Here is a 14,196-nt window from a genome sequence, read left to right as displayed (position 1 = left end):
CCGCTCAGGCCGTGTGCAGGGTCAGGCCGTAGGCCTGCAGGATCTCGTTCACCGGCTGGAACCAGGTCTCGCCGCCGGAGCTGCAGTTTCCCCAGCCGCCGGAGGTGACGCCCTGGGCCTGGTCGCCGGTGATGAACGAACCGCCGGAGTCACCGCCCTGGGCGCAGACGCTCGTCTTGGTCATCTGGTGCACCGCGCCCTCGGCGTAGTTCACCGTCTGGTTGTGCCCCAGCACGGTGCCGCAGTGCCAGTGCGTGGTGGACCCGGACCGGCACACGGACGTACCGACCGGCGCCACCCAGGAACCCCGCACCAGCGCGTCGCTCACCGTGCCCCAGCCGAGCACCACGGGCACGGTCCACCAGCCGTGGCCGATGCCGACGTAGGCGTAGTCGTTGCCGGGGAACGACGAACCGTGGAACGTTCCCATCCTCGACCGGTCCCAGCCGTACACCTCGGCACCGGCCCGGCCGCAGTGGCCCGCCGTCACGAAACCGCCGTGCACGGAGAAACCGATGGAGCACCGGACGTTGCCGGTGTAGTAGGGATCGCCGCCCACCGTGCCTGCCGCGAGCGACACCGGCTTCGGGCCGGTCGCCACGGTCACCGGCCCGGCCGCGCGTGCCCGGTCGAGGAACGCCGCCAGCTCGGGGCCGGACGCGCCCTCCTGGACGGTGACGACCACGCTGCCGGCGCGGTGGTCGACGTGCCAGCCGCTGACCGAGGCGGGCGCCGGGCCGCCGGCGTCGATGGCGGCCTTGACGGCGTCCAGCCGTGCGGCGCTGGCGGCGACCGGCGTGGTGAGCGCGCCGGTGTTCTCCACCGATCTCGCCGCGGCCGGGTCGGTGATGCCGACGACGAGCCTGCCCCGGCCGGGGTCGAACCAGGCGCCGCCGTACGCGGCCCCGGCCGCCTGTTGTGCGGCGGGCAGCACCCTGCTGGCAACGGCTTCGTCCGCCAGCCGGGCGCGGGCCTGCGCGGCCGTCAGGCCGAGGTCGCGTTGCATCGCCGGGACGAGCCCCGGTGACATCGGCGGTCCGGCGGTGGCTGTGCCTGCGGTGACGGCGCTGAGGGCGAGACAGGCCGTGGCGGCGAACGCGAGCAGCTTGGGACGCATCAGGACTCCTCGGGGCGGGGACGGGAGCGAACACGTGTGCGACAGAGTGTGAGCGGGCCCACACCGGGTGTCCAGGTTCAGACCAATTCCTGTCCAAAACCGGTCAGGTACCGGAAAAGCCTTCGGTCGGACCGACGAAAGCTCGTTGTGGCCGGGCCACAGCGGCGGCGGCCAAGTTTGGTTACGCGGGCCTATGTCCGTTTCCGGCCGGCTGGTTACCTGGTCATTACTGGACGGTAAGTTATGGAGGACCCGACGATGAGTTCGCCACTCGACCGGGACGTCAGCCGCCGCGGGCTGCTGACCAGGACAGGCGCGATCGCGGCCGGAACGGCGTTGTCCACCTTCGGCTTCGCGTCGAGCGCGCACGCGGCGGGCCCCAGGGTCGACGCCGACGCGATCGTCGTCGGCGCGGGCCTGGCCGGGCTCGTCGCGACCTCGGAACTCGCGGCGGCGGGCAGGCGGGTGCTGCTGCTCGACCAGGAGCCGGAAGCCAGCCTCGGCGGGCAGGCGTTCTGGTCGCTGGGCGGTCTGTTCTTCATCGACTCCGACGAGCAGCGCACGGCCGGGATCAAGGACTCACTCGACCTGGCCCGAGCCGACTGGTTCAACAACGCCGGCTTCGACCGCGGCGTCGACGACCCGCTGGGCGAGGACTACTGGGCCGCACGCTGGGCGGAGGCCTACCTCCAGTTCGCCGCCGGGGAGAAGCGCCGGTGGCTGCACGGGCTCGGCGTGCGGTGGGTGCCCATCGTCGGCTGGGCCGAGCGCGGCGGCCAGTTCGCCGACGGCCCGGGCAACTCCGTCCCCCGGTTCCACCTCACCCTCGGCACCGGGCCCGGTGTCATGGAGCCGTTCGAGAAGAAGGTCCGGGAGAGTGCGGCGGGCGGCCGGGTCACGTTCAAGTTCCGGCACCAGGTGGACGCGCTCATCTCGGCCAACGGCGCCGTCACCGGTGTCCGCGGCAGCCTCCTCGAACCGAGCGGCGCCGCCCGCGGCACACCCAGCTCGCGGACCAAGATCGGCGAGTTCGAGCTGTACGCGCCGGTCGTCATCGTCACCTCCGGCGGGATCGGCGGCAACCAGGAGCTGGTGCGCCGCAACTGGCCCGCCCGGCTGGGCAACCCGCCGTCCAGGCTGATCACCGGCGTGCCCGCACACGTCGACGGGCGCATGCTGGCCATCAGCGAGATGGCCGGTGCGCGGCTGGTCAACCGCGACCGCATGTGGCACTACACCGAGGGCATGACCAACCACACCCCGATCTGGCCAGGCCACGGGATCCGGGTGCTGGCCGCGCCGTCGTCGCTGTGGTTCGACGCCACCGGCCGCAGGCTGCCCAACCCGGGCGTTCCCAGCTACGACACGCTCGGCACGCTGGAACTGATCATGAAGTCCGGCCACGACTACTCCTGGTTCGTGCTGAACAAGAAGATCATCGACAAGGAGTTCGTCCTGTCCGGTTCCGAGCAGAACCCGGAGCTGACCCGCAAGGACCTGCTGGCCTACCTCGCCAGCCGCCTGCTCAACGACACCCCGCCGCCGGTCAAGGCGTTCATGGACAAGGGCGAGGACTTCGTCATCGCGGGCGACCTTCCCGCGCTCGTGGCGGGCATGAACAAGCTGGCAGGCAACAACCTGCTCGACGTGGAGACCCTGCGCAGGCAGATCGTCGTGCGCGACCAGCAGGTGGACAACCCGTTCACCAAGGACCTGCAGATCATGGGCATCCGCAACTCGCTCGACTACGTCGGCGACAGCCTCGCCAGGACCGTGCCACTGCACAAGATCCTCGCCCCGTCGGCCGGGCCGCTCATCGCCATCCGGATGAACATCCTCACCCGCAAGACGCTCGGCGGCCTGCAGACCGACCTCTCCGGCCGGGTCCTGAACTCCGCGGGGCAGCCCATCACCGGCCTCTACGCGGCGGGTGAGGTCGCCGGCTTCGGCGGCGGCGGGGTGCACGGCTACCGGGCGCTGGAAGGCACATTCCTCGGTGGCTGCCTGTTCTCCGGCAGGCAGGCGGGCCGGGCGGCGGCGCAGGCAACCGCCTGACCCCGTTCCGGTTCCCCCCAAGCACGTGAAGGCCACCTTCACCACGTCTCACGTAAGGCCCGGCAAAGTCGGGAGTCGTGGGCGGTTGCCGTGAGGGCCCCCTTCACGGCATCAGACGCCACCACGTCCGCACTCACTCCGGCACAACTGCCCCACCGGCCTCGAACACCACAACCACCCCACCAGCCACCACGAACGAGACAACCCACCTAGCACCAGAGCACGTGAAGGCCACCATCACCACGTCACACGTAATGAAGGTGGCCTTCACGAGCTTGACCTCAGGCGCCACGGGAGAACCGGCGTCCACATCGTGAGTTCTGCGCTCACGCACGCGAGTTCTGCATTCCGGCACGCGAACTCTGCGCTCGGGACCACCGCCCACCCCGCTAGACACCGACTTTGCCGGGACCCTGACGTGAGACGTGGTGAAGGTGGCCTTCACGTGCTTTGCCGGAGACTCAGGCCGGGGCCCGGCAACGTCGGGCGTGGGGCGTGAGCGAGGGAGCTTTACTAGCGAAGAAGGGTAGTAAAGCTCCCTTGCTGCTTGACGGGTGTGACTGGTGGGGCTGGTGTGGTGGCGTGAAGGCCACCTTCACGGCATAGTCGGCTGCCTGGTGGCCAACGCCACCGCTACGAACGGCACCTTGGTAGCGCAACACGCAACCAGAGTGCCCTTGGTAGCACCGCCGGGAGCCGGGCCGCCCGGACTTTGCCGGGGCCCTGACGTCTCACGTAATGAAGGTGGCCTTCACGTGCTCCGGCCGACGGCCGGGGTGAAGACCGCGTCGCCGGAGTAGACGGCGGTGAAACGCCGCTCGTCCGGCGCCACGGTGACACTCGCCGACACGGTCCCGGACGGCCCGGGGGTCACCGGCGCCGTGGCGACGATGTCGGCCCCGGCGAGGAACGTCACCGTCCCGGCCGGCACGCGGGCATCGGCGTCGGCGACCGTCGCGGTGAGCGTGACCCGGCCGCCCTCCGGTACGGCCGACAGGGCGACCGTGGTCACCGGGTGGCGACCGCCTGCCGGGGTGAGGTCGCCGCTGAACGCGCCGGTACCCGGAAAGCCGCTCCTGCCGTCGACGGTCAGCTCGTAGCCGGGCTCCGCGGCGCACCGCACGGCGTGCACGGTCACCGGCGTCCCCTCGATCACCCCGGTCAGGTCGATCCGGTCCGCCGGGGGCCGCCTGGTGTGCACCTTCGGGCCGCACGACGTCTGCTCCACCCGCGGCGCCGCCCGGACCGTCATGTACTCGGCGAACGCCCGGAACGCCGCCGCCCTCGCCGCATCGTCGGCGGCGGGGTCGCACGAGTGGGTCACCAGGTAGGCGATCTCCGCGATCACCTGGGTCCCGTACACGAAGAAACAGTTGTCCACATAGGACGGCCCCGCATCCGGCGAGCAGGACCGGTCGAACCGCAGCACGGTCACGGCGGGCAGGGCCGTCCGGCAGTCCGGGCTGTCCCGCACCACACCGTCCGGAACGGCCAGCGTCTCACCACAGGCGAAGTCGCGGTCCACACAGGACACCCGGGTGCCCCAGGACGACTCGATCCGGACGGCGCCGAGGTAGGTCGGCCGGTCGACGGTGTTCTGCGTGCCGGTGCGGACCGTGTGCGGGATCAGCACGGTGGGCTGCAGCGTTCCCGGGTCGTTGCCCGAGCCGACGCAGGCACCCAGCGGCCCCGGATAGGGGCAAGGCGTACGCCGCCCGCCGCCGGTGAGGACGAAGTCCGGGCCGCCGTAGGCCACCTCCTGCTGACCGCGGCCGGTGAAATACTGCAGGAAGCCGCGATGCCGCCGGTCGAACTGCAGCCCGGTCAGCCAGGCGGGCGGCCGGTAGGCCGATCCCGCGGCCAGGGTCATCTCGGCGCTGTAGCTGCCCGGCCCCACGGCGGGGTTGACCGGCTGCGCCAGGCCACCGGTCCACACCTCGAACGCGGCGTCGGTGGTGCCGCCCTGGAACAGCGCGGGCGACTGCGCGGCCTGCCTGCGGCGGAACGGCGCCGTGCGCAGATTGTCCCTGGACTCGGCCGCGTGCTTGAGCGCGAGGAAGTCCAGGACGCGTCCGGCGTCGGCCCGCACCGAGGCGTCGGCGGCGAAGTCATAGAGGTTGAGCAGGGCCAGCAGCTGGAACCGCGAGTACGGCCGCGAGTTGTACTCCCGGAAGTCCTCCCGCAGCACCTGGTCGGCGAAGCCCCGGAGGTACCCGCGAACCCCGTTGGTCGCGTTGTCCGGGTTCGGGTCCACGTTGTACTGCACCACGTACTTGGGCCGGTGCGGCGGGGTCGGCACCTGCGGCAGCGACTCGTTGTGCAGGAACCTGGTGGACCGGATCAGCAGGGTGTGGTTCTCCGTCTCCGGCACCGGAACGCCGAGGATGCGGCAGACGACCTCGTCGACGCCCGCGACACCACCCTGCAGCCACGCCCGCGACGCGATCTCGTACCGCAGTGCGGCCAGCTTCGCCGGATGCGCCGCCGGGTCGCCGCCGAACAACACGGCGGGCGGCTCGGTGCGCAGCAGTCCCCACACCCGGGTCACCAGGGCCATGGTGACGTCCCAGTCCTCGGTGTCCGAACCCGGCGTGCGGCAGGTGGGCACGTCGTCGGTGCCGGGTTTGCCGGTGAACGCCGGGGTCCGCATGAGGTCGTCGACGACCTGCTGCCAGCCCGGCCGCGTGGTGAGCTGCTCACCGGGCCGCCAGCCGGGGGCCAGCCGGTCCAGGCAGCGCTGGTAGAGCTGCTGCGGATCGGCCATCGGCGGCGTGGCCGTGAACGCCCTGCCCAGCTCGGCCCGGCCGGCCGGGTCGGTGACCAGTTTCAGCAGCGACGCGGTCGCCAGCACGTGGGTCAGCGAGTCCTCTCCCCTGCCGGTGTTCGCCTGCTGCACACAGGTTTCCCAGAGCAGCGCGGGAATCCGCCTGGCGTAGTCGTGCCGCACCGAGTCCACGACGGTACGCGGCTGCGGTATCCAGCCGAAGTTCATCCGGTCGTACCCCTCGGCCCGCGCGGGGGCCACGATCACCCCGGCGAGCACCGCAGTGACCAGGACCGCCGACCGCCACCGGTTCCCCATGGGCACGAAACCTTCCAGGCCGGTGTCACCGTCATGTCACGACCGTAGGATGGCGGCGTGCCAGAGCCCTTCCGCCCACAGGCCGATCCCGCGGAACTCGACGACCTGCGCGCCCGCCTGCGCGCGACCCGCTGGCCGGACGCGCCGGAGGACGCAGGCTGGTCGCTCGGGACCGACCTGGACTACCTGCGCGAACTGTGCGCCTACTGGGCCGACGAGTTCGACTGGACCGCGCGGGAGGCGGCGCTGACCCGGTCCAGCTTCCGGGCCACGATCGACGGTCTCGGCGTGCACTTCGTCCACGTCCGCGCCGCCACCGGCAACGGCTTCCCGCTGGTGCTCTGCCACGGGTGGCCGGACTCGTTCTGGCGGTACTCGAAGGTCGTCCCGCTGCTCACCGATCCCGGCGCGCACAGCGGTGATCCCGCGGACGCGTTCGACGTCGTCGTGCCGGACATGCCGGGCTTCGGCTACTCCGACCGTCCCGCCACCCCGCTGGCCACCCCCGCCGTGGCAGGCATGTGGGCGCGGCTCATGGAGGCCGTCGGCTACCCGCGGTTCGGTGCTGCGGGCGGTGACATGGGCAGCCACGTGAGCAGGTACCTCGCGCTGGACCATCCGGACCGTGTCGTCGCCGTGCACCGCACGGACGCCGGGCTGCCCGCCGGCGACTTCCCCGACCTCACGCCGGAGGAACGCGACTGGATGGCGGGAGCCGCCGCGTGGGCGGCCACCGAGGGCGGCTACGCCGCCATCCAGAGCACCAAGCCGCAGACGGCGGCCTTCGGCCTGACCGACTCGCCCGCCGGGCTGGCCGCCTGGATCGTGGAGAAGCTCCGGTCGTGGAGCGACTGCGACGGTGACATCGAACGCAGCTACACCAAGGACCAGATCCTGACCAACGTCACGCTGTACTGGCTGACCCGCACGATCGGGTCGTCGATGCGGACCTACCGCGCCAACGCCGCGATACCGATGGCACAGCGCACCCGCCGGGTCGAGGTGCCGTCCGGCTTCTCGCTGTTCCGCGGTGACGTCGTCCGGCCGCCGCGGGCGTGGCTGGAACGCACCACCAACCTCGTCCGGCTGACCGAGCCGCCCCGCGGCGGGCACTTCGCGCCGTTCGAGGAACCCGAGCTGTACGCGCGGGAGCTGCGGGACTTCTTCCGGCCGTACCGTTAACCGGGGCTCGCCCGGCCGTGACGCCAGTAGCCGAAGAACGCGATGTCGGACTTGGGCACGCCGTGCTCGCCGGTCAGGTGCCTGCGCAGCCCGGTCGCCAGCCGTGACTCCCCCGCCACCCAGGTGTAGAACCGGCCCTCCCTCGGGGTGAGCTGCCTTAGCGTGTCCAGTGCCAGCGTTCCGGGCAGCCGTCCGGGCTCGTCGCGGGGCAGCCAGTGCACCCGGGCGCCGGCGGGCGCGTCGACATCGCGGATGTCCGCGGTGCCGGGCACCTCCAGGTACACCTCGGCGGTGAGGTCGGGTGGCGCGTGTTCCAGGATGGCGAGAATCGCGGGCAGCGCCGTCTCGTCCCCGGCGAGCAGCTGCCAGCGGGCGTGGGCGGGCGGCAGGTAGGACACCCCCATGTCGAAGATGCCGGCCGGGTCACCGGGGCGGGCGGCGAGCGCCCAGGTCGACGCCGGGGAGTCGGCGTGCAGGGCGAACTCGATGTCCACCTCGTCGCGGTCCGGGCGGGCGCGGCGGATGGTGAAGTTGCGGACCCAGGGCCGGCGGGACTTCGGCAGCAACATCAGCTCGGCCATCCACGCCTCGTTGGACAGCGTCGGCATGCGCAGGCCGGTCTGTCCCGGGCGGGGGAAGAACAGCCGCACGATCTGGTCGTAGCCCATCGGCGTGAAGTCCCGCAGTTGCGGGCCGCCGAGCGTGACGGTCAGGAAACCCGGGCTCGTGCGGTGGCTGGTGACCACCTCCAGGGTGACCATCTTCCTCGACTCGGGCGATTTGATTCTGGGCAGCACGTCGTTCCCTTCACAGATCCAGAATCAGTCGTGGTGAGAGCGATCGGGAGACGCACGCGTACATCCGGCCGCCGGGGGCGCCGATGTCGTCGCGGTGTTCGGGTTCGCCGTCCAGGACGGTGATCTCGCAGCTGCCGCAGACGCCTTCCCGGCAGCCGGAGTCCACCGGCAGCCCGGCGTGGTTCAGCGCGTCCAGCAGCGAGGTGCCGGCCGGGACCTCGACCGTCCGTCCACTTCGGGCGCAGACGGCCGCGAAGGCCGTGTCCGGCGCGAACTCCCGTGCGACGGGCCGGAACCGCTCGGCGTGCAGCCGTCCGGCGGGGAACGCCGCCTCCGCGGCGGCGAGCATCGGCGCGGGCCCGCAGCAGTAGACCAGTGCCCCGGGCCCCAGTCCGGCGGCCAGCGTCGTGAAGTCCGGCCTGCCGTTGTCCTCCGTCGCGAAGATCCGTACCCGGTCGCCGTAGGCGGCCTGGAGTTCGCCGGCGAACGGCATGGACGCACGCGACCGGCCCACGTAGGCCAGCGTCGCCGCGGCACCGGACTCGATCGCCTGCCGTAGCATCGGCCTGATCGGCGTGATGCCGATACCGCCGGCCACGAACAGGTACTCCGGCGCCGGTTCCAGCGGGAAGTGGTTGCGCGGTACGGATACCGGCAGCGGGCGGCCCGGGCGCAGGAAGCGGTGGACGTACTCCGAGCCACCCCGGCTGAGGCGGTCGTGGCGGACGGCGACGCGGTAGCAGTCGCGCTCGGCCGGGTCGCCGCACAGGGAGTACTGCCGGGTCAGCCAGTTGGGCAGGGCGAGGTCGATGTGCGCGCCCGGCTGCCACGGGGCCAGCGGACCGTTCACCGCGCGCAGGGCGAGTGCGACCACGTCCTCGGCGACCGGCTCGATCCGGTCGATGACCGTCTGCTGCATGGTTCCCCCGTCAGTACAGTTCCCGGTAGGCGGCTTCGAGGTGCTGGTCGAGCACCGCGGGGTCGCCGCCCATCTGGGCCGCCGCCATCTCGCCGGCCGTGGGCAGCTCGTCGGCCAGTGCCTGGCTCGCCGGATCCCAGATGCGGGACCGGATCAGCGCGCGTCCACAGTGGAAGAACACCTCGGCCACCTCGACGACGATGGCCAGCACGGGTTCGCGTGCCTCGGTCTGCATGCGGGCGAGGACGTCGGGTTCGTCGGTGGGATAGGCGCGGCCGTTGACCCGCAGGACCTCCCGCATGCCCGGGACGAGGAAGAGCAGCCCGATTCCGTCGTGGCCGGCCAGGTTGACGAAGGAGTCGGCGAGTTTGTTGCCCGGGCGGTCGGGGATGGCGAGGGTGTGCTCGTCGAGCACCTTCACGAAGCCCGGGTAGTCGCCGCGGGGCGAGCAGTCCATCCGGCCCTCCGCGTCCGCGGTGGCCATCGTCAGGAACGGTGAGTGGGCGATGAACCGCCGGCCGAACTCGTCGATCCGGTCGGCCTTCTTCGCCTTGATCCTCTCCTCCGGTTCGCCGAGCCGGGCCCGGACCTCGGCCGGGCTGACCGGCCGGGGCCGGATGCGGACGTGCGTCATCACAGGTTCCTTTCGGGAGTGGATCACGTTCTCCGGCGAACGCGCAGGTCGTGCCACTATTATGAGCAATTGTTCAGTTCCCGCGCTACTCGCTTTCCGCCGCGCGTCAGGAGGTGCCATGTCGTCGGACCAGCGTCGGCTTCAACCACGTAAACAGCCACGTCAGGTCCGCGCGGAGCTCACCCGCCGGCGGATCCTCGACGCGGCTGCTCACGTTTTCACCGAGTACGGCTACGCCGCGGGCACCACCAACCGGATCGCCGAACGGGCCCGGATCTCGATCGGCTCGCTGTACCAGTACTTCCCGAACAAGGACGCGATCCTGCTCGAACTGCTGAACCAGCATCTGGAGGACGGCCGGGTGGCGCTGGCGACCAGGCAGCAGGGCGAGCAGGCCCGCTCGCTCGACGAGGTCCTCCGGGTGTTCGTCCGGGCCCAGGTCGAGAACCACCAGCACGACCCCCGGCTGCTGCGGCTGATGATGCAGCAGGTGCCCAACGCCCCCGCGCTGATGGATCGGATCGCACGGTACGAGCGGGAGAACTTCGACTACTTCCGGGACCTGTTCCGGCGTCACCCGGAGGTCCGGGTGACCGACCTGGACACGGCCACCCGGCTGGTGCTCTCCGCCATGCACTTCTTTGTGCACCCGCTCGTGGCCGAGCCCGAGCCCGTCGACCCGGCGCGGCTGGAGAACGAGATCGTGGCGATGCTGACCCGCTACCTCAAAGGGTGACCGCGCCGGTCACAAAGATGACCGCGGCGGCGCCTCGCAGTTCGCCCGGGGTGAGCGGAAGGTGGCCGCGCATGATCGGCTCACCGGCGCCCGCCGACGGCGGCAGCGCGGCGAGCAGCTCCCGCGCGGGGAACAACGCGCGACCGCCGGTGGTCGCCTCGGCCAGGGCACCCTGGAAGGTGCCCGGCACGCCGCCGGTGTCGGTGGCCACGAACGCGTAGCGCTCGCCGAGCGTGTGCCCGACGAGGCCGCCCGCACTCGGCCAGGTCATGTCCTCGCCGCCGGGCGGATCGATCGGGGCACGCTGCAGGATCCCGTTGTGCGCGAACACCAGACCCGGCCCGCGGCCCTGCTCCCCGGCGACGATCGCGCGCAGGTTCGCGGCCATCGTCTCCGCACGCAGGCTCATCAGCGTCGCGACACGGTCGGGACCCCGGCCGGCCATCGCCGCGTGGTAACGCAGCAGTCCCCGCGCGGTGCGCAGGTGCGTGACGGCCCTGTCGTAGGCCGCCGGATCCGCCGGGCGCAGGACGGACTCCGCGCGGGACAGCACGCTGGCCAGGTCGTCGGCGACCACACGCAGCGCGCGAACCCGGCCGGAGCCGCCGATGGACGCCGACGGGTCGAACATCGCCGCCTCCTCGCGCCAGGCCGCTTCGTCGCCGAGCAGCGAGTCGACGTCGCCAGCCGATCCGGGCCGCGCCGCCGCGGGCAGGTAGCCGAGGACGTGGTGCAGGGCCTCCCGCGGACTCGGCACACCGGAGAACTCCCCCGGCGCGTCGAAGCCGTGGAAGCGAACCCGGTCCGCCGGCGCGCGGCCGGCGTTGTACTCGCGGAGCCATTCGACCAGCGCGCGGTTGCCGGGCAGCGCGCCGAAGCCGTGACTGAAACCGGTGGCGAGCACCGTGCCGATGTCGGCCGCTCCCCCGCCGACGTAGTCGTCGACGGCCGACGCGGCGAGAACGTCGGTCTCCAGCGTGATCGACCGGTACCCGCGCTCGACGAGATGCGCGAGGATCTCGTTGCGCAGCGTCAGGAACGCCTCGATCCCGTGCGCCGGCTCGCCGAGGGCGAGCAGCGCGGGCCGTGTGGCGAGCAGCTCGTCGAGCGCGCGGTGCAGGCTTTCCGGCTCACCGGCCTGGCGGCCGATCCCGTCCAGTGCGGACATCAACACCCCTTTCCCAAGGACCAGCCTTCGACAGTATCGTTGAAGAATCGAGTGAAACTTCGACGAACCCGGCCTGCGCCGACAGGCCAGGAGTCTCAACCGGAGGTGCGTGCTGCGCCCCATCGACCTCGCCAGGGAGCACGGGCTGTCCACCCAGGCGGTCCGCAACTACGACGACGCCGGTGTCCTCCCGCCGACCCCGCGCAGCGAGACCGGCTACCGGCGCTACACGCCCCTGCATGCCCAGGCACTCCGGGCCTTTCTCGCACTGCGCCGCGGTCACGGGCATCAGCGGGCGACGGAGATCATGCGGGCGGTCAACCGGGGCGACGCCGAGTCCGCCTACCGGCTCATCGACGCCGCACACGTCGGGCTGCTCGCCGAACGGAACAGCCGCACCGAGGCCGCCACCGCCCTCGGCAGCCTCTCCAGCTCGGCGCCGAAGCATTCCGGCGGGCCACTCACCGTCGGCGAACTGGCCCGCAGGCTCGGCCTGCACCCGGCGACCCTGCGTACCTGGGAGTCCGCGGGCATCCTGCGGCCGGTACGCGCCCCCGGGACCGGCTACCGCGAATACGGCCCGGACTGCGTCCGCGACGCCGAGATCGCGCGGCAGCTACGCCGGGGCGGTTACCTGCTGCGGCAGATCGCGCAGTTCGTCGAGTCGTTGCGGGACGCGGGCGGGGCCGAGGAACTGAGCGCCTTCCTCGGCGCCTGGCAGGACCGGCTGATCACTCGAAGCCGGGATCTCGTCGCCGGCTCCGCCCAGCTCGACGCCTACCTCACGCTGCTCGACTCGGCGGCGGGAAACTGAAGGCTGGTCAGTTCCTCCGAGGCCGTCCAGATCCGGGCGGCGTCATCGGCACCGCGCAGGCGCGAGTACAGCTTCTGTTCCGCTGGCGGGCCGGAGAGGTGCTGGAAGCCGCTGGGCCCGTAGAGCCTGCCGCCTGCGGCGCCGGGCGAGGTCGCGGCGTACAGCGCGGGCAGCAACGCGGACTCCACCCTGCCGAACAGGATGCCGCGCGCGGCCAGCGCCCGGATGAACCGCGCCTTCGCCGTGTCCCGTCCGCGGCCGACCTCCGGGCGCGCGGCAAGCAGGTTCGTGGGCGTCACGCCGGGGTGGGACAGGTTGCTCGTGACGCCCCAGCCGCCGGCCCGGCTGCGCCGCTCGAGTTCGAGGCCGAACAGGCCGAACGCGATCTTCGACTGGCTGTAGGCGTGGTTGCCGTTGTACCTGCGTTCCCACTGCAGGTCGGCCCAGTTGATCGCGTGCTGGTTGGCCGCGACGCTGATCTGCGAGGTGACCCGGGCCGATCCCGCGCGCAGCAGCGGGAGCAACCGGGCCACCAGGGCGAAATGCCCGAGGTGGTTGGTGCCGAACTGCAGCTCGAAACCGTCCTTTGTGGTCTGCCGGTCCGGCGGCGTCATCACGCCCGCGTTGTTCACGAGGATGTGGACCGGGCGTCCCTCCTCGGTGAGCCGGTCCGCCAGCGCGGCCACGGAGTCCAGTGAGGACAGATCCAGCTCGCGGAGGGACACCACGGCGCCGGGGGCGCGGTCCCGGATCTTCGCGGCCGCCGCCTCGCCCTTACGCGGGTTGCGGACGGGCAGGACGACCTCCGCGCCGGCCGCGGCGAGCCGGGTCGCCAGGCCCAGCCCGACGCCGTCACTTCCTCCGGTGACCACGGCGAGCTTGCCGGTGAGGTCGGGAACCGGGATGTCCGGCGTGGTGCTGGGCATGGGTTCTCCATCCGGAACACTGATCTGACACCTGTCAGATCACGGCTGTTCTGACAGGTGTCAAGTACGGCAGAATGGGGCGCATGGTGGCGGAGGAGACCCGGCGGCCCGGGCGGCCCGGAACCGGCGCCCGCCCGGTACCGGCGGAGGCCGAGATCCTCCGGCGTGGGATCGAGGCCTTCGCCGAACTCGGCTACGACCGGACCTCGGCGCGGGAACTGGCCAGGCGGCTCGGCGTCAGCCACAACTTCATCAACGACCGCTACGGGTCCAAGGCGAACTTCTGGCGGGCGGTGGTCGACTCGGCCCTGCTCGACGACCAGCGGGAACGCCGGGAACTGCTGGCCGCGGACCTGGACGACGCCGAACGGGTCCGCGCCGTGATCGTCCACTTCTACCAGGCCGCCGTCGAGACGCCGCTGCTCGGCCGCCTGCTCGCCGACGAGTTCGCCCGCGAGTCCGAGCGCCTGGACTACCTGTACGACAACTACGTGCGACCGACGCTGGGACCGCTGGTTCCGGCCATCGAGCGGCTCATGGCGGCCGGCCGCATGCCGACCGTGTCGATGGACGCGCTCTTCTTCGCCGTCATCAGCCCGGTCGCCGCCCTGTTGCAACTGCCGCTCGCGCACCGGCTGGGTCGGCCGCAGCCGGTCACCAGGGAAAGTCAGGAGCGCACCGCACGCGAACTCGCGGACCTGATCGCCGACGGGCTGCTCGGCCGTCCGGGCTGACAGCCCCGGATGGTTAACAAGTAACCAATATG

12 protein-coding genes are annotated in these 14,196 nt (G+C 71.6%); 5 read left to right on the top strand and 7 right to left on the bottom strand.

The features are described 5' to 3' along the window. Positions 1 to 4: 4 nt before the first annotated feature. A complete protein-coding gene (locus EWH70_RS02530; RefSeq protein WP_130473533.1) occupies positions 5 to 1,117 on the bottom strand; it encodes a S1 family peptidase in 1,113 nt (370 codons plus the stop codon). 258 nt (positions 1,118 to 1,375) lie between these two features. Here EWH70_RS02530 and EWH70_RS02525 point away from each other — a divergent pair, with 258 nt between their 5' ends. Beyond that, a complete protein-coding gene (locus tag EWH70_RS02525) occupies positions 1,376 to 3,172 on the top strand; it encodes an FAD-binding dehydrogenase (RefSeq protein WP_130473532.1) in 1,797 nt (598 codons plus the stop codon). A 751-nt stretch (positions 3,173 to 3,923) separates the two neighbouring features. On the opposite strand, the gene EWH70_RS02520 is transcribed toward EWH70_RS02525, so the two are convergent. After that, complete coding sequence (locus EWH70_RS02520) at positions 3,924 to 6,254, bottom strand: Ig-like domain-containing protein (protein WP_130473531.1); 2,331 nt, start codon at positions 6,252 to 6,254, stop codon at positions 3,924 to 3,926. A gap of 57 nt (positions 6,255 to 6,311) precedes the next feature. Here EWH70_RS02520 and EWH70_RS02515 point away from each other — a divergent pair, with 57 nt between their 5' ends. After that, positions 6,312 to 7,436, top strand: a complete 1,125-nt coding sequence (locus tag EWH70_RS02515) for an epoxide hydrolase family protein (protein ID WP_130473530.1) — start codon at positions 6,312 to 6,314, stop codon at positions 7,434 to 7,436. Here the strand turns inward: EWH70_RS02515 and EWH70_RS02510 are convergent. Genes EWH70_RS02510 through EWH70_RS02500 form a run of 3 tightly spaced genes read right to left on the bottom strand, consistent with a single transcriptional unit; the run spans position 7,433 to position 9,786 of the window. Beyond that, positions 7,433 to 8,233 carry a siderophore-interacting protein gene (locus EWH70_RS02510; RefSeq protein ID WP_130473529.1) on the bottom strand — a complete coding sequence of 267 codons (801 nt, stop codon included), beginning with the start codon at positions 8,231 to 8,233 and terminating at the stop codon, positions 7,433 to 7,435. The genes EWH70_RS02515 and EWH70_RS02510 overlap by 4 nt on opposite strands. Positions 8,234 to 8,243: 10 nt before the next feature. Beyond that, positions 8,244 to 9,152 (bottom strand): PDR/VanB family oxidoreductase, encoded by a 909-nt coding sequence (locus tag EWH70_RS02505; protein WP_130473528.1) that lies wholly within the window; start codon positions 9,150 to 9,152, stop codon positions 8,244 to 8,246. A gap of 10 nt (positions 9,153 to 9,162) precedes the next feature. Next, entirely contained in the window at positions 9,163 to 9,786 is a 624-nt protein-coding gene (locus EWH70_RS02500; protein ID WP_130473527.1) for an MSMEG_1061 family FMN-dependent PPOX-type flavoprotein, read from the bottom strand. A gap of 118 nt (positions 9,787 to 9,904) precedes the next feature. On the opposite strand from EWH70_RS02500, the gene EWH70_RS02495 reads away from it, so the two are divergent. Then, a complete protein-coding gene (locus EWH70_RS02495) occupies positions 9,905 to 10,522 on the top strand; it encodes a TetR/AcrR family transcriptional regulator (protein ID WP_130473526.1) in 618 nt (205 codons plus the stop codon). Here the strand turns inward: EWH70_RS02495 and EWH70_RS02490 are convergent. Next, a complete protein-coding gene (locus EWH70_RS02490) occupies positions 10,512 to 11,690 on the bottom strand; it encodes an erythromycin esterase family protein (RefSeq protein ID WP_130473525.1) in 1,179 nt (392 codons plus the stop codon). The genes EWH70_RS02495 and EWH70_RS02490 overlap by 11 nt on opposite strands. Positions 11,691 to 11,802: 112 nt before the next feature. Between EWH70_RS02490 and EWH70_RS02485 the strand changes: the two genes are divergently transcribed. Next, positions 11,803 to 12,504, top strand: a complete 702-nt coding sequence (locus tag EWH70_RS02485) for a MerR family transcriptional regulator (protein WP_130473708.1) — start codon at positions 11,803 to 11,805, stop codon at positions 12,502 to 12,504. On the opposite strand, the gene EWH70_RS02480 is transcribed toward EWH70_RS02485, so the two are convergent. Beyond that, entirely contained in the window at positions 12,468 to 13,430 is a 963-nt protein-coding gene (locus tag EWH70_RS02480; protein ID WP_130473524.1) for an SDR family oxidoreductase, read from the bottom strand. The genes EWH70_RS02485 and EWH70_RS02480 overlap by 37 nt on opposite strands. Positions 13,431 to 13,513: 83 nt before the next feature. On the opposite strand from EWH70_RS02480, the gene EWH70_RS02475 reads away from it, so the two are divergent. Next, positions 13,514 to 14,164, top strand: coding sequence for a TetR/AcrR family transcriptional regulator (locus EWH70_RS02475; protein WP_130473523.1), 651 nt, complete (start codon positions 13,514 to 13,516; stop codon positions 14,162 to 14,164). Positions 14,165 to 14,196 lie beyond the last annotated feature (32 nt).

Source organism: Amycolatopsis suaedae, assembly GCF_004214935.1.
GTDB classification, from domain to species: Bacteria; Actinomycetota; Actinomycetes; order Mycobacteriales; family Pseudonocardiaceae; genus Amycolatopsis; species Amycolatopsis suaedae.
Note: the sequence above shows the minus strand (reverse complement) of the source record. Positions and strands in the feature narration are given on the sequence as shown.

What these genes read in the sequence shown, in the direction of transcription:
- EWH70_RS02530 (WP_130473533.1), bottom strand. Translation starts at nt 1,117, where the DNA reads ATGCGTCCCAAGCTGCTCGCGTTCGCCGCCACGGCCTGTCTCGCCCTC.
- EWH70_RS02525 (WP_130473532.1), top strand. Translation starts at nt 1,376, where the DNA reads ATGAGTTCGCCACTCGACCGGGACGTCAGCCGCCGCGGGCTGCTGACC.
- EWH70_RS02520 (WP_130473531.1), bottom strand. Translation starts at nt 6,254, where the DNA reads ATGGGGAACCGGTGGCGGTCGGCGGTCCTGGTCACTGCGGTGCTCGCC.
- EWH70_RS02505 (WP_130473528.1), bottom strand. Translation starts at nt 9,152, where the DNA reads ATGCAGCAGACGGTCATCGACCGGATCGAGCCGGTCGCCGAGGACGTG.
- EWH70_RS02500 (WP_130473527.1), bottom strand. Translation starts at nt 9,786, where the DNA reads ATGACGCACGTCCGCATCCGGCCCCGGCCGGTCAGCCCGGCCGAGGTC.
- EWH70_RS02495 (WP_130473526.1), top strand. Translation starts at nt 9,905, where the DNA reads ATGTCGTCGGACCAGCGTCGGCTTCAACCACGTAAACAGCCACGTCAG.
- EWH70_RS02490 (WP_130473525.1), bottom strand. Translation starts at nt 11,690, where the DNA reads ATGTCCGCACTGGACGGGATCGGCCGCCAGGCCGGTGAGCCGGAAAGC.
- EWH70_RS02480 (WP_130473524.1), bottom strand. Translation starts at nt 13,430, where the DNA reads ATGCCCAGCACCACGCCGGACATCCCGGTTCCCGACCTCACCGGCAAG.
- EWH70_RS02475 (WP_130473523.1), top strand. Translation starts at nt 13,514, where the DNA reads ATGGTGGCGGAGGAGACCCGGCGGCCCGGGCGGCCCGGAACCGGCGCC.